We start from the raw sequence: 15,657 nt of genomic DNA on the forward strand, positions 1-15,657 counted from the left end.
ATATTGGTATCTGTTGATTTATTATGATGACGACTTAAGCCACCGCAGTAAGTTGTATTAAATGGGCTTTTACTTACTTTTTGGCGCCACAATAATATTAGTAATAATGGATAAATTTTTACTATTGCCCTTGTAATTCACTTTGCTGTCCCAATATAGGTATCAAGGCTGATATGAGTGGTTAATGTGAATATCAAGTTAAGCAACAAAATGCTTGAAATACTTGTTGTTCATCCCCATATCAACATCAAATAACATATTTGCGACGAATATCGTCAATTTCGGAGGACCCCATGGGCAAAATTATTGGTATCGATTTAGGCACAACAAACTCGTGTGTAGCAGTCCTTGATGGCGGCAAAGCACGCGTAATTGAAAACGCTGAGGGTGATCGTACAACCCCTTCAATCATCGCGTACACCGATGATGAAATTATTGTTGGCCAACCTGCTAAGCGTCAAGCTGTTACTAACCCAACAAACACATTCTTTGCTATTAAGCGTTTAATCGGTCGTCGTTTTAAAGATGACGAAGTTCAACGTGACGTGAACATCATGCCATTCAAAATTATCGGAGCTGATAATGGTGATGCATGGGTTGAATCACGTGGTAATAAAATGGCACCACCACAAGTTTCAGCTGAAATCTTGAAAAAGATGAAAAAGACTGCTGAAGACTTTTTAGGTGAAGAAGTCACCGAAGCGGTTATCACTGTTCCTGCTTACTTTAACGATTCACAACGTCAAGCAACTAAAGATGCTGGTCGTATCGCAGGTCTTGATGTTAAGCGTATTATTAACGAACCGACTGCTGCGGCACTTGCATACGGTATCGATAAGAAGCAAGGTGACAACATTGTTGCAGTATACGATTTAGGTGGTGGTACATTTGATATCTCTATCATTGAAATTGATAGCAACGATGGCGACCAAACATTTGAAGTACTAGCAACCAATGGTGATACTCACTTAGGTGGTGAAGACTTTGATAATCGTATGATTAACTATTTAGCTGATGAATTCAAAAAAGAGCAAGGCTTAGATCTTCGTAGAGATCCTTTAGCGATGCAACGTTTGAAAGAAGCGGCTGAAAAAGCAAAAATCGAGCTTTCAAGCACTAACCACACTGAAGTTAACTTGCCTTACATCACTGCTGATGCATCAGGTCCTAAGCATTTAGTGGTTAAAATCACTCGAGCTAAGTTAGAGTCATTGGTTGAAGACTTAATTCAACGCACTTTAGAGCCGTTAAAAGTTGCTCTAGCTGATGCCGATTTAAAAGTAACTGACATCAATGAAGTTATTCTTGTTGGTGGCCAGACTCGTATGCCTAAAGTGCAAGAAGCGGTAACTAACTTCTTCGGCAAAGAGCCTCGTAAAGACGTTAATCCTGATGAAGCGGTTGCGGTTGGCGCGGCGATTCAAGCTGGCGTACTTTCTGGTGAAGTCAAAGACGTGCTTCTACTTGACGTTACACCACTTTCTCTTGGTATTGAAACCATGGGCAGTGTGATGACTAAGCTTATCGAGAAGAACACCACTATCCCGACTAAAGCTCAACAAGTATTCTCAACAGCTGACGACAACCAAAGTGCCGTGACTATTCACGTACTTCAAGGTGAGCGTAAGCAAGCGAGTGCTAACAAATCATTAGGTCAATTTAATCTTGAAGGTATTGAGCCAGCACCACGCGGCCAGCCACAGGTTGAAGTGATGTTCGACATTGATGCTGATGGTATCTTACATGTGTCTGCAACAGACAAGAAAACAGGTAAGAAACAAAACATCACCATTAAAGCCTCTTCAGGTTTGTCTGATGAAGAAGTTGAACAAATGGTACGTGATGCAGAAGCTCACGCTGATGAAGATGCAAAATTTGAAGAGTTAGTTAAGGCGCGCAACCAAGCTGATGGCTTAGCTCATTCAACTAAAAAACAAGTTGAAGAAGCCGGTGATGCATTAGCCAGCGACGAAAAAGAAAAGATTGAAGCGGCAATCGCAACTTTAGAAACTGCCATAAAGGGCAAAGATAAAGAAGCGATGGATACAGCGACTCAAGCTCTTATCGAAGCGTCTGCTAAGTTAATGGAAATTGCTCAAGCTAAAGCTCAAGGCGATGCAGAAGGTCAAGCGCAAGATGCTGGCCAAGATAAACCTGCTGATGATGTTGTTGATGCTGAGTTCGAAGAAGTTAAAGACGACAAAAAGTAATTAACATTTTCAGTTAGTTAGCATTGAAACGGGCGTTGAGGCTATCCTCACACGCCCGTTTGTATAAATTAAGTTTAGCAATTTACTCACACCTTCGAGAAACAGAACACTATGTCAAAGCGTGATTATTACGAAGTTCTCGGTGTTGGACGTGACACCAGTGAACGCGAAATTAAAAAAGCGTACAAACGCTTAGCGATGAAATTTCACCCAGACCGTAATCCGGGTGACAAAGCCGCAGAAGCTAACTTTAAAGAAATTAAAGAAGCGTACGAAATTTTAACCGACAGCGACAAGAAAGCGGCTTATGATCAATTTGGTCATGCTGGTGTCGATCCTAATCGTGGTGGACACGGTGGTGGCCAAGGTGATTTTGGCGATATTTTTGGTGATGTTTTCGGTGATATTTTTGGCGGCGGGCGTCGTGGTGGCGGACAGCGCCAAGCTGCTCGTGGCAGTGATTTACGCTACAACCTTGAATTATCTCTTGAAGAAGCGGTCCGTGGGTTAACCAAAGAACTGCGAATTCCTACTTTAGCAGCATGTGATTTATGTGACGGTAGTGGTGCCAAAAAAGGCACATCGGCAAGCACCTGTGGTACTTGTCATGGCCAAGGCCAAGTGCAAATGCGTCAAGGCTTCTTTGCGGTTCAGCAAGCGTGTCCTACTTGTCATGGTCGCGGTAAGATCATTAAAGACCCTTGTGGCAAGTGTCATGGCGAAGGCCGTGTAGAAAAAAGCAAAACACTGTCAGTTAAAATTCCAGCTGGTGTTGATACTGGTGACCGTATTCGTTTGACCGGTGAAGGTGAAGCGGGCGAGTTTGGTGCACCACCAGGTGACTTATATGTTCAAGTTAGCGTACGTGAACACGCTATTTTTACTCGTGATGCCAATAACCTTTACTGTGAAGTTCCTATTTCATTCAGTAAAGCTGCATTAGGTGGCGAGATTGAAGTTCCGACATTAGACGGTAAAGTTAGCCTTAAAATTCCAACAGAAACCCAAACAGGGCGGATGTTCCGTTTACGCGGCAAAGGGGTTAAGTCGGTTCGTAGCCATGCAGTAGGTGACTTACTGTGTAAAGTTGTGATGGAAACACCAGTCAATTTGAATGAGAAACAAAAAGATTTACTGCGTGAATTTGAAGCAACTTTAACCGGTGAATCTAAGAAACACAGCCCAAAAGCTGAAGGTTTTTTTGATGGCGTAAAAAAGTTCTTTCAGGACTTAAACAGCTAATCGCGACTCACTAAAAATGACTATGATTAAAGGCTGTTTACTTTGGGTAAACAGCCTTTTTTTATTGGCTTATATAGTCAATGATTTTTGAGTAGCCAGTGAGTTTCTGTAATATTACCAGGCAGTTACTCGGCAATTTTTTATTACCATTAGGCGTTATGTATGTCATTTTCTGTATTCCCGCTCGATCCAGCATTATTAAGTGCATTACCGCCAGCGGTGATCGAGCCGAGTCGTATTCAACAACTGGCTATTTCGCCTGTTTTAGCAGGCCAAGATGTGTTGGCATTAGCCCAAACCGGCAGTGGTAAAACTTATGCTTACGGTTTACCGATATTACAGCGTTTAGGTCAGTTGCCGTCTTGTCATTTATCTGCCGTCGTTATTGTGCCCACCAGAGAGTTAGCCGCTCAAGTCTTGCAAAATTTAGTGCCGTTAGCGCAAACATTAAATTTACGCCTTGATTTAGTATGCGGCGGCGAAGCGATTGAATTACAAGTAGAGCGGCTCGTTCAGCCTGTCAATATGATTATTGCTACGCCTGGGCGTCTACTCGCATTAGCACAACAAGGTATTATTCAGTTTGAAAATCTACAAAGTTTAGTACTTGATGAAGCCGATAGATTATTAGATATGGGCTTTATCGCCGACATTAATGCGCTTTTAGCCATGATGCCAAGTGGACAGCGCTTGTTGTTTTCGGCCACATTGCCAGAGCCATTAACTGCATTGGCCGAGCAAGTATTGTCAGCATCGCATGTCCGCATAGAAGCCAATGTAACGAATAGTACCGTAGTTGATATTACTCAAACCTTATATCACGTTAATAAAGGCAGTAAGGCAAAAGCGTTGATTCATTTAATCGCTTTGCATCAATGGCCACAAGTGTTGGTATTTGTTAATGCTAAAGATGATGCCGATGCCTTATGTAAAAAGTTAATCAAAACGGGCATTAATGCCGCTGCACTTCATGGCGATAAAGAACAAGCTTTGCGAAGCCATACATTAGCGCAGTTTAAAAGCCAACAATTGACAGTACTCGTCGCAACCGATGTATTAGCTCGCGGGATTCATATTGATGCATTGCCAGTAGTTATTAATGTTGATTTGCCGAATCAAGCAGCAGTCTATATTCATCGCATTGGCCGCACTGCGCGGGCAGGGTTAAGCGGTGTTGCATTATCATTAATTGCCCATGGTGAATTACTTAGCTTAGAGGCTATTAGGCAGTTAACAGGGCAAACATTGCCGTTAGTTGAGTTGGCAGGTTTCGCAGTAACAGACAAACCTATCAGTGAAACCAGTAAGCGTGCCCCTAGGGATAAACAAGCTAATCGCCGTACGGCTAATAAACGCAGTATTAGTGATTTTGCTAAACGAAATCCAAGCCGTCAATCCTAACCCATGTTTCATACCTCAGATGGTACATTTACCGCGTAGATTGGTATAAAATAAGTTAATGATGGATTGCTTTGTGCTAAATGAATTTTTAAGGAATGACAAAATGAAACCTCTCGCCCTAAGCCTATTAGTTTCTGTTTTATTGGTGGGTTGTGTAAATAGTCAATCGCCTACAGGTCGAGGGCAAACCTTGTTGTTTTCTGATACGCAGATGCAGCAGATGGGCTCTCAGTCGTTTGATACCATGAAGCAAAGTGAAAAAATAAGTAACAATCAAGCGCAGACTCAATATGTAAACTGTGTTGCTAAACGTATTACTTCAGTATTACCTGATCAGTCTCAACAATGGGATGTAGTGTTATTTGAGTCTGACCAAGTGAATGCATTTGCATTACCCGGTGGTCATATTGGTGTTTATAGTGGTTTGTTAAAAGTGGCGGTAAACCAAGACCAACTAGCAACAGTAATGGGCCACGAAGTGGCTCATGTATTAGCGCAACATGGTAACGAGCAAGTGTCCCGCGCCCAACTAACCGGACTTGGTATGCAGGCGGCAGATGCTGCCATAGGCGCATCGGGAATTGCCAATAAAGATCTGTATATGGCAGGACTTGGATTAGGTGCTAAGGTAGGGATTATTTTACCCTTCGGCCGCAGCCAGGAATCAGAAGCCGATATTGTTGGTCTTGAGCTAATGGCTAAAGCAGGCTTTAATCCAGCCCAAAGTATTACCTTATGGCAAAACATGGCCAAATCCGGTGGTGCACAGGGGCCTGAGCTGTTGTCGACTCACCCATCACACAGCCATCGTATTGAAGACTTACAAGCGGCACAAAATCAAGTGATGCCGCTTTATACACAGGCAAGAAAACAGTCTTTGACTGAGTGTAAAATGGCTCAAGTGAAATAGCGTTTTTTGCCAACATTGACGGAGTTTATTGTGATAAACTCTGGTGCGAATTTTTTATGTTTATTGAGAGAAAATTATTATGTCAGATTTGTTCAGCACTATGGAACAGCATGCTAGCTACGGTGTAGGTCGTCAAATGGGCGAGCAACTAGCAGCAAACTCTTTTGAAGGTATTGATATTCCTGCTGTCCAAGCTGGTCTTGCTGATGCATTTGCCGGTAAAGAAAGCGCAGTATCAATGGAAGAGCTTCAAGTTGCATTTACTGAAATCAGTCGTCGTTTACAAGAAGCACAAGAATCAGCTGCAGAAGCTGCAGCTGCTGAAGGTGAAACATTCTTAACTGAAAATGCTAAGCGTGATGGTATTACTATTACTGAGTCTGGTCTTCAGTACGAAGTACTTGTGCAAGGCGACGGTGAAAAGCCTACCTATGATTCAACCGTACGTACTCATTACCATGGTACTTTCATCAGTGGCGATGTGTTCGACAGTTCTGTTGCTCGCGGTCAACCTGCTGAGTTCCCAGTATCAGGCGTGATTGCTGGTTGGACTGAAGCATTACAGCTAATGCCAGTTGGCACTAAGCTTAAATTATATGTCCCGCATCACTTGGCTTACGGTGAGCGCGGCGCGGGTGCTTCAATCCCGCCTTATTCAGCTTTGGTCTTCGAAGTTGAATTGTTAGAAATTATCTAGTTATTAAAAACGCCTAAGTTAACTTAGGCGTTTTTGTATATGCTGTTTTTGGGTTTACCTTTAGTTAAGCTGGGAGAAGTAAATGACTGCAAAAGTGAGAATTGCTGTAGTTGGTGCCAGTGGCCGTATGGGCCGTACACTGATTGAATCTGCTAAACAGCAACAAGTTATTATACTTGGTGCAGCAATTGAGCGTACAGGTTCAAGTTTAGTCGGTATTGATGCCGGTGTACTTGCAGGTGTTGGCGCGATGAATGTTGCCATTACCGATTCGCTTGATAAAGTCGTTAATGACTTTGATGTACTGATTGATTTTACGTCACCAGAAGCATCGATTATTAATCTTGATTGGTGTGCTAAAAATCACAAAGCCATTGTGATAGGTACTACAGGTTTCAATCATGCTCAAAAAGAGCTCATTGGTGCCTATTCAGAACAAGTGCCTGTGGTATTAGCACCTAATATGTCTGTTGGTGTGAACGTGATGTGGAAGTTACTTGCACTGGCTACAGAAGTGATGGGTGATTATACCGATATCGAAATAATCGAAGCACATCATCGGCATAAAAAAGATGCTCCGTCAGGAACTGCACTTAAAATGGGTGAGATTATTGCCCAAACATTAGGTCGAGATTTAGACCAATGTGCGGTATTTGGACGCGAAGGTATTACCGGTGAACGTGATCGTAATACGATTGGTTTTGCAACTGTTCGTGCTGGTGATATTGTCGGTGAACACACCGCAATGTTCGCTGATATGGGCGAACGGCTGGAAATAACCCATAAAGCATCGAGTAGAATGACCTTTGCAAATGGGGCTATGAGGGCGGCTTTTTGGCTCTCAGATCAAAATGCAGGTCTTTATGACATGCAGCAAGTATTAGGATTGAACTAGATAATAAAAACACCATTCGTTGGTGTTTTTTTTTGAAAACAATCCTACAAAATATAGACGTAAAAGCTAATTTCTTATACAATCGCTAGAATTTGCCAAATTTTCGTAATTTATCGAAAGTTGGTAATTTAGTATAAAATAAAAACACATAATTTAAGTGGCTTGGCTCTTTTCTGGAGGTCGCGTTGACACAGTCTGCCTTACTCGTACTCGAAGATGGATCAGTATTCTCTGGCACCGCAATTGGTGCTACCGGTATCTCTGTTGGTGAAGTGGTATTTAATACTTCAATGACAGGTTATCAAGAGATTCTTACAGATCCTTCATATTCACGCCAAATAGTAACATTAACCTATCCTCACATCGGTAACACAGGCACTAATGATGAAGACACAGAATCGGATTCGGTTCATGCATGTGGCTTAATTATTCGTGACTTACCGCTTATGGCGAGTAATTTCCGCAATCAACAATCACTAAGCGATTATTTAAAAGCGAATAATGTGGTTGGGATTGCCGATATTGATACTCGCAAACTAACTCGAATTTTGCGTGAAAAAGGGGCTCAAGCCGGTTGTATTATGGTGGGTGACCTAGACGAAGCAAAAGCACTAGCCGAAGCCAAAGCGTTCCCAGGCTTAAAAGGCATGGATCTAGCCAAAGAAGTCACCACCGCTAAAGCCTATCAATGGCGTAATGGTAGCTGGAAGTTAGAAGGAGGTTTACCTTCTGATACGCCAGAGAATGAATTGAAATATAAAGTGGTTGCTTACGACTACGGTATAAAACGTAATATTTTACGTATGTTAGTTGACCGTGGTTGCGATGTGACCGTTGTTCCAGCGCAAACTTCAGCGGCAGATGTATTAGCCATGAACCCTGATGGAATTTTTCTATCAAATGGTCCAGGCGATCCTGAGCCATGTGACTATGCCATTAACGCTATTCAGCAAATATTAACAACGGATATTCCAGTGTTTGGTATTTGCTTAGGGCATCAGTTATTAGCATTAGCCTCAGGTGCGAAAACCTTAAAAATGAAATTTGGTCACCACGGTGCAAACCACCCAGTGAGCAATGTTGAAAAAGGTAACGTGATGATCACCAGTCAAAACCATGGTTTTGCTGCAGATGAAACCACACTGCCAGCGAATATCAAGGTGACCCATAAGTCATTGTTTGATGGTTCATTACAAGGTATTCATCTAACGGATAAACCTGCATTTAGTTTTCAGGGACACCCTGAAGCGAGTCCTGGTCCAACCGATGCCGCGCCTCTGTTCGATCATTTCATCGAGCTTATTGAACAATATCGTCAGCACGCTAAGTAGTTATCTGGGAGAAGAGAAAAGCAATGCCAAAACGTACCGATATAAAAAGTATTCTTATCCTGGGTGCCGGTCCAATTGTAATTGGTCAGGCGTGTGAATTCGATTATTCAGGTGCTCAAGCCTGTAAAGCCCTTCGTGAAGAAGGCTACCGTGTCATTCTGGTTAACTCTAATCCAGCAACTATTATGACTGACCCAGAAATGGCTGATGCTACTTATATCGAGCCAATTCATTGGGAAGTCGTCCGCAACATTATTGCTAAAGAACGTCCTGATGCAATTTTACCGACTATGGGTGGACAAACCGCACTAAACTGCGCGTTACAACTTGAAGCCAAAGGCGTATTGAAAGAGTTTAATGTTGAAATGATAGGCGCGACAGCTGACGCAATTGATAAAGCTGAAGACCGTAGCCGTTTTGACAAAGCAATGAAATCTATTGGTTTAGACTGCCCGCGTGCGGGTATTGCTCACAACATGGATGAAGCTTATGGCGTATTAGATATGGTGGGTTTCCCCTGTATCATTCGTCCGTCTTTCACCATGGGTGGCAGCGGCGGTGGTATAGCCTACAACAAAGAAGAGTTTGAAGAGATTTGTTCTCAAGGCTTGGATTTGTCGCCAACTAACGAATTATTGATCGATGAATCATTAATTGGTTGGAAAGAATATGAGATGGAAGTGGTTCGCGACCGCAACGATAATTGTATTATCGTGTGTACTATTGAAAACTTTGATGCGATGGGTGTCCACACCGGTGACTCAATTACCGTGGCACCAGCACAAACACTAACCGACAAAGAATATCAATTAATGCGTAACGCTTCTATTGCGGTATTGCGTGAAATTGGTGTTGAAACCGGTGGTTCAAACGTACAGTTTGGTATTTGTCCTGATACTGGTCGTATGGTTATTATTGAGATGAACCCTCGAGTGTCACGTTCATCTGCATTGGCGTCTAAAGCAACTGGCTTCCCAATTGCTAAAATTGCCGCCAAGTTAGCCGTGGGTTACACATTAGATGAGTTACGCAACGATATTACCGGTGGTAAAACCCCCGCATCGTTTGAGCCAGCTATCGACTATGTGGTGACTAAAATACCGCGTTTTAACTTTGAAAAGTTCGCTGGTGCAAATGATCGCTTAACGACTCAAATGAAGTCTGTTGGTGAAGTTATGGCCATTGGGCGTACTTTCCAAGAGTCATTGCAAAAAGCGTTACGCGGCCTTGAAGTGGGTCGTAACGGCTTTGATTCGGTGGTTGATTTACAATCGCCCGAAGCCATGCAACGTATCCGTCATGAATTAAAAGAGCCAGGTTGTGACCGTATTTGGTACATCGCTGAAGCATTTCGCGTCGGGTTAAGTCGTGAAGATATCTTCACGTTAACTAATGTCGACCACTGGTTTCTTGCTCAAATTGAAGATTTGATTGCCCAAGAAGCCAAAGTGGCAGAGCTTGGTATGTCAGGTTTAGAGCAACATTATTTACGCCAATTAAAGCGTAAAGGTTTCTCTGATGCCCGTTTAGCTGATGTATTAGGTGTTAATGAAAGTGAAATTCGTAAACTACGCCAACGCCATGACATTCATCCAGTATATAAACGTGTAGATACGTGTGCTGCTGAATTTTCAACAGACACAGCTTACATGTATTCAACGTACGAAGAAGAGTGTGAAGCGAATCCATCTAATCGTGAAAAAATCATGATTTTGGGCGGCGGTCCAAACCGTATAGGCCAAGGTATTGAGTTTGATTACTGTTGTGTTCATGCCGCATTAGCCTTACGTGAAGACGGTTATGAAACCATCATGGTTAACTGTAACCCTGAAACGGTATCAACCGATTACGATACATCGGACCGCTTATACTTTGAACCTGTAACGCTAGAAGACGTATTAGAAATTGTACGTATCGAAAAGCCAAAAGGTGTAATCGTCCAATATGGTGGTCAAACTCCGCTTAAATTAGCGCGCGAGTTAGAAGCCGCAGGCGTACCGATTATTGGTACCAGCCCTGATGCCATTGACCGTGCTGAAGACCGTGAACGCTTCCAACAAGCGATTCAACGCCTAAACATGAAGCAGCCAGAAAATGCGACCGTCACCACTGTTGAAAATGCAGTGATTGAAGCTGAAAAAATTGGTTATCCGTTAGTGGTTCGTCCATCTTACGTGTTGGGCGGTCGTGCAATGGAAATTGTTTACGACAAGCAAGATTTACTGCGCTACTTCAATGAAGCGGTTAAAGTGTCTAACGCATCACCGGTATTACTTGATCACTTCTTAGATGACGCGATTGAGGTGGATATTGATGCAGTATGTGACGGCGAAACTGTGGTTGTTGGTGCCATTATGGAGCATATTGAACAGGCTGGAGTTCACTCAGGTGATTCAGGTTGTTCACTACCGCCTTACACCTTGAGTGCTGATATTCAGGCTAGAATGCGCGATCAAGTGTCTAAACTGGCTTTTGAGTTAGGCGTAATTGGCTTGATGAACGTACAGTTTGCGGTTAAAGATAATGAAATCTATATGATTGAAGTTAACCCGCGAGCGGCTCGTACAGTCCCATTTGTATCTAAAGCAACCGGCGTTCCGCTAGCTAAAATTGCAGCGAGAGTGATGGCAGGCCAAAGCTTAATTTCACAAAACTTTACCAAAGAAGTGATTCCACCTTATTTCTCTGTAAAAGAAGTGGTTTTACCGTTTAATAAATTTCCAGGTGTTGATCCACTGTTAGGCCCAGAAATGCGCTCAACTGGTGAAGTGATGGGCGTAGGTGATACTTTTGCAGAAGCTTATGCAAAAGCACAGCTTGGTGCAACATCTGAAGTACCAAAATCTGGCCGTGCATTATTATCTGTGCGTAACAGTGATAAAAAACGCGTTGCCGATTTAGCTTCTAAGTTGATTGAGCTGGGTTATGAAATTGATGCAACCCACGGTACCGCGATTATTTTAGGTGAAGCAGGGATTAATCCTCGCTTGGTTAACAAAGTACATGAAGGTCGTCCACACATTCTTGATCGTATTAAAAATGGTGAATATACCTACATTGTTAACACCACTGAAGGTCGTCAAGCCATTGTGGACTCTCGTCAGATCCGTCGTGGAGCATTACGCTACAAAGTGAATTACACTACGACATTAAATGCTGCCTTTGCCACATGTTTGGCGCATTCTGCAGATGATCGTATCAAGGTGACTTCTTTGCAAGAACTGCATAAACGCATAAAAAGTTAATCTTTATTGTGGACTTACAATTAAGGTCGCCTTTTGGCGATCTTTTTTATGACATTTTGATGATGGATGACTAGCAAGTCTGTAAAAGCTTAGGTAAGCTATCTAACATCATCTATAAGATGCATCCTAGATACGTACGCTAAGTCGATTACGTACTTCCAACTTAATTTTTACTGTGTTGACTTTTGTCAGCACGGGATGCTTTTGTTTTTAAAGGAGACAAAGACATTATGAGTAAGGTCCCAATGACTGTAGTTGGTGCAGATCAATTACGTAAAGAACTTGAATTGTTAAAGTTTGATCGCCGTCCAAAAATTACTGAAGCAATTGCTTCAGCGCGTGAATTAGGTGATTTAAAAGAAAATGCTGAATATCATGCAGCCCGTGAAGATCAGGGTATTTGTGAAGCGCGTATTCGTGATATTGAAGGTAAGTTATCTAATGCGCAAATTATTGACGTTACTAAATTAGAAAATACTGGCCGAGTTATTTTTGGCACCACTGTGACTATTTTAAACATTGATACCGATGCTGAAGTAACATATCGCATTGTGGGTGACGATGAGGCTGATATTAAGCAAAATTTAATTTCTGTTAATTCGCCAATTGCACGTGGATTAATTGGTAAAAGTGAAGGTGATGAAGTATCTATTACTACACCTGGCGGGTTGACTGATTATGAAATAGTCACGGTTAAATACCTTTAAGAATTGTGAGCTATCTTGGATGATTATTGTTTAATGGTCTGTTTTAATTGATATATTAAACTAGTCGATTGATAAGTATTTAGCGCCCGATGCAAATCTAATACCGATTTAAATCATCTCTAGCTTGACGTAGCACTAAATAGAATGCTGTTTAGTGCTTTTTTGTACCTACGAAAAATTAGTGCATGTTCTATTTCTGTATAAAACATGTAGTAAAATTCATTTGCACATTAAAGATGCAATAGATATCATCGCTTTAATTTACATTACGGTTACATTTTACCGTATGGGTAACAATATTTTTTTGATACATTTTATTCTTATATCGGTTTAATATTATTTTTAGATAATTGGGTTAATATGATTTTTAAAATTATTCTGAAATGTTAACCATCGTATTGCTTGATTAAATAAGGTCATTATGACGTTTCCATGGGCTCGAATATTACTCATGCTGGTAATTGTGGGGTTATGCTCAATATTCCTCATCAATAGCCGTGTGTTAGTTTTAGCATCGATGCCATTTGCTACGTCAACTGCATACTCTTGTTCATACAATGTCGATACTCAGTCAAATGATCGAATTTGTAATCAACCAATAAGCTTAGCCACTGTTGATATTATCTTGTCGTCAGTTGAATCAACAGACCGTTCGCTCGATAATTCAATGATGGGTTCAACCAATAGTCAGGCGGTTGCAAATAATGCTACAGCGTTAACTGATACGCTTATCGATGTTAACAGTACATTGTTGGGTTATGTTGGTGAAGTATCATCAACAAACTCTGTCTCCGAACAATCTAATCCAAACGATATCCATTATGTGCCTACTTATTCGGCGCGTTATATTAGCATTGCTCAACATGAGCCTGATGAATCAAAGCCTAATTATTTATTGGCTTATGAATTTATTTCTCCACCCGTCCCGAGTTTAACCATAGGTTATCAAATTAACTTTAGTCCGCAATTGGATTGGGTTTTATCAACGGCATCTGCTCCTTCAAGACTTTCCGGCTGGAAAGAGTCTAATCTACTTTTCGTGCACGCCCACACCTGCTAACGACATCCTGCATTAATGACAAACGTCATTAGCTTCGCTAGTGATTTTTACTGTGGGTAAATGAGTTGGGTTAATACCGTTCATTACTCGCTATGCATTTTTTATCGTGGCTTAACCTGCCTCGATGTAGTGAGATCTAGTGTTATGAAATCAAAAAATCATCAATTAAATCATTATTCTCAGTGGAAACACTGGCTATTAATTCTTACCTTAATCATCTTGTTTATGAGTGCATTACCGTCTTGGTATGGTGAAGATCCTGCCGTGCAACTTAGCGTAAAACCAAGCCAATCTGTGAATGTAGAACAAGTCCATCAAGTATTACAACAAGCAGGTATCAACAGTAAACGTATCGAGCAGCAACACGATAATTTACTGGTGGTATTAGATGATCCTGATTTGCAGACCCAAGCAAAAAAGATCCTAGTTAAAAAATTTGATGGTCAAGCTCAAGTGACATTAGCTTTAGCGCCTGCTGCGCCTGACTGGTTATTAAACTTAGGTGTTAAACCGATAAAATTGGGCTTGGATTTACGCGGTGGAGTGCAGTTTTTACTCGACGTAGATCTAGAGTTAGTATTTGAAAACCAGGCGATAATGATTGGTGATGCGGTAAAACAGTTTGTTCGTGATCAACATATTAGTCAGGTTGTGATTCGTTCTGGTGATGGTGCAGCATTGAGTATTGATATTGCTGACAACGAAGCTCGTGGCCAAGTAAGGCAATTCATCACACAGCAATATCCATTATGGCAAGTGACTGGTCATCAACAAACATTAAGTATTAACCTATCTGAAAATGAACAACTCAAACTGACCAATTTAACTGTGCAGCAAAACTTACAAATTATGCGCAGTCGCATTGAGGAACTTGGTATTACTGAAGCGTTAGTTCAACGCCAAGGAGATCATCGGATTCGTATAGAACTTCCTGGTGTACAAGATCCTGCTACGGCTAAAAATGTTATTGGTGCTACTGCTAGCTTGGCATTTTATCCCGTATTACCGAAGGACTCTGTCAACGCCGTGATGATTAATGATCAACATAACAAGCCGGTATATGTTTCAAGAAAACCTGTACTTGGAGGCGATCATATTATTGATGCCAGAGCGACGACGGGCGATTTTGGTATGGCGAAGGTTAACATCAGTCTCGACTCTGCTGGCGGTAAGTTAATGTCTGATTTCTCACGCGATAATATTGGTAAGCCAATGGCCACAGCTTTTAGCGAATACAGTCGTGATGACCAAGGTAAAGCTAAACAGACAACTCAAATTATTAGCGTTGCAACAATTCAAAGTCAATTGGGTAATCGTTTTGAAATTACCGGTTCAGGAAGCCATCAAGAAGCGCAACAATTAGCATTGTTGCTAAGGGCTGGTTCCATGACGGCACCGGTGACGATTGTAGAAGAACGCACCATAGGTCCGAGCCTAGGTGCTGAAAACATCGTTAACGGATTTGCGGCTTTAGCACTCGGTTTAGCGGTGACGTTATTGTTTATGGCCTGTTGGTATCGTCGCTTAGGTTGGGTCGCCAATGTGGCTCTAATTGCCAATATGGTGATGTTATTTGGCTTATTAGCGCTCATTCCTGGGGCTGTATTGACCTTGCCTGGTATTGCGGGGTTAGTGCTTACTGTCGGTATGGCCGTAGATACTAACGTACTTATATTTGAACGGATAAAAGAAAAGTTGGCAGAAGGGCGTAGCTTTGCAAGTGCAATCGATGTGGGGTTTGACAGTGCGTTTTCCACCATATTTGATGCCAACTTTACCACTATGATCACAGCTGTGGTGTTGTTTTCTATTGGTAATGGTCCTATTCAAGGCTTTGCATTAACTTTAGGGCTAGGGTTGCTAACCAGTATGTTTACCGGCATTTTTGCCTCGCGCGCATTAATCAACTTAGTTTATGGCCGCGATACTCGCCGTGCCATTAAGGTGTAATCCAATGAA

General features: G+C 41.9%; 11 protein-coding genes. All 11 read left to right on the plus strand.

Annotated features, from left to right (window positions below; translation table 11 throughout):
- The first annotated feature begins 293 nt into the window (after window positions 1–293).
- Complete coding sequence (dnaK, locus tag EGC82_RS06530; RefSeq protein ID WP_124730048.1) at window positions 294–2,210, plus strand: molecular chaperone DnaK; 1,917 nt, start codon at window positions 294–296, stop codon at window positions 2,208–2,210.
- Window positions 2,211–2,321: 111 nt separating this feature from the next.
- On the plus strand, window positions 2,322–3,452 hold the full coding sequence (dnaJ, locus tag EGC82_RS06535; RefSeq protein WP_124730049.1) for a molecular chaperone DnaJ: 1,131 nt from the start codon (window positions 2,322–2,324) through the stop codon (window positions 3,450–3,452).
- Window positions 3,453–3,614: 162 nt separating this feature from the next.
- Window positions 3,615–4,853, plus strand: a complete 1,239-nt coding sequence (locus EGC82_RS06540; RefSeq protein WP_124730050.1) for a DEAD/DEAH box helicase — start codon at window positions 3,615–3,617, stop codon at window positions 4,851–4,853.
- A 103-nt stretch (window positions 4,854–4,956) separates the two neighbouring features.
- A complete protein-coding gene (locus EGC82_RS06545) occupies window positions 4,957–5,763 on the plus strand; it encodes a M48 family metallopeptidase (protein WP_124730051.1) in 807 nt (268 codons plus the stop codon).
- A gap of 79 nt (window positions 5,764–5,842) precedes the next feature.
- The gene (bamJ, locus tag EGC82_RS06550; protein WP_124730052.1) at window positions 5,843–6,460 is read left to right on the plus strand and encodes a BamJ family beta-barrel-assembly machinery protein; all 618 of its coding nucleotides are present in this window, start codon (window positions 5,843–5,845) and stop codon (window positions 6,458–6,460) included.
- Window positions 6,461–6,542: 82 nt separating this feature from the next.
- A complete protein-coding gene (gene dapB, locus EGC82_RS06555; protein ID WP_124730053.1) occupies window positions 6,543–7,355 on the plus strand; it encodes a 4-hydroxy-tetrahydrodipicolinate reductase in 813 nt (270 codons plus the stop codon).
- A gap of 173 nt (window positions 7,356–7,528) precedes the next feature.
- Window positions 7,529–8,686 (plus strand): glutamine-hydrolyzing carbamoyl-phosphate synthase small subunit, encoded by a 1,158-nt coding sequence (carA, locus tag EGC82_RS06560; RefSeq protein WP_124730054.1) that lies wholly within the window; start codon window positions 7,529–7,531, stop codon window positions 8,684–8,686.
- 23 nt (window positions 8,687–8,709) lie between these two features.
- The gene (gene carB / locus EGC82_RS06565; protein WP_124730055.1) at window positions 8,710–11,931 is read left to right on the plus strand and encodes a carbamoyl-phosphate synthase large subunit; all 3,222 of its coding nucleotides are present in this window, start codon (window positions 8,710–8,712) and stop codon (window positions 11,929–11,931) included.
- A gap of 230 nt (window positions 11,932–12,161) precedes the next feature.
- Window positions 12,162–12,638, plus strand: a complete 477-nt coding sequence (gene greA, locus EGC82_RS06570) for a transcription elongation factor GreA (RefSeq protein WP_124730056.1) — start codon at window positions 12,162–12,164, stop codon at window positions 12,636–12,638.
- 421 nt (window positions 12,639–13,059) lie between these two features.
- Window positions 13,060–13,698, plus strand: a complete 639-nt coding sequence (locus EGC82_RS06575) for a hypothetical protein (protein WP_124730057.1) — start codon at window positions 13,060–13,062, stop codon at window positions 13,696–13,698.
- A gap of 144 nt (window positions 13,699–13,842) precedes the next feature.
- Window positions 13,843–15,648 carry a protein translocase subunit SecD gene (gene secD / locus EGC82_RS06580; RefSeq protein WP_124730058.1) on the plus strand — a complete coding sequence of 602 codons (1,806 nt, stop codon included), beginning with the start codon at window positions 13,843–13,845 and terminating at the stop codon, window positions 15,646–15,648.
- Window positions 15,649–15,657: the final 9 nt, after the last annotated feature.

Origin of the sequence: Shewanella livingstonensis (assembly GCF_003855395.1) — a bacterium.
Classification (GTDB): Bacteria; Pseudomonadota; Gammaproteobacteria; order Enterobacterales; family Shewanellaceae; genus Shewanella; species Shewanella livingstonensis.

Bases quoted from the DNA above. Each gene is read 5' to 3' on its own strand.
- dnaK (WP_124730048.1), top strand. From the start codon at position 294: ATGGGCAAAATTATTGGTATCGATTTAGGCACAACAAACTCGTGTGTA.
- dnaJ (WP_124730049.1), top strand. From the start codon at position 2,322: ATGTCAAAGCGTGATTATTACGAAGTTCTCGGTGTTGGACGTGACACC.
- EGC82_RS06540 (WP_124730050.1), top strand. From the start codon at position 3,615: ATGTCATTTTCTGTATTCCCGCTCGATCCAGCATTATTAAGTGCATTA.
- EGC82_RS06545 (WP_124730051.1), top strand. From the start codon at position 4,957: ATGAAACCTCTCGCCCTAAGCCTATTAGTTTCTGTTTTATTGGTGGGT.
- bamJ (WP_124730052.1), top strand. From the start codon at position 5,843: ATGTCAGATTTGTTCAGCACTATGGAACAGCATGCTAGCTACGGTGTA.
- dapB (WP_124730053.1), top strand. From the start codon at position 6,543: ATGACTGCAAAAGTGAGAATTGCTGTAGTTGGTGCCAGTGGCCGTATG.
- carB (WP_124730055.1), top strand. From the start codon at position 8,710: ATGCCAAAACGTACCGATATAAAAAGTATTCTTATCCTGGGTGCCGGT.
- greA (WP_124730056.1), top strand. From the start codon at position 12,162: ATGAGTAAGGTCCCAATGACTGTAGTTGGTGCAGATCAATTACGTAAA.
- EGC82_RS06575 (WP_124730057.1), top strand. From the start codon at position 13,060: ATGACGTTTCCATGGGCTCGAATATTACTCATGCTGGTAATTGTGGGG.
- secD (WP_124730058.1), top strand. From the start codon at position 13,843: ATGAAATCAAAAAATCATCAATTAAATCATTATTCTCAGTGGAAACAC.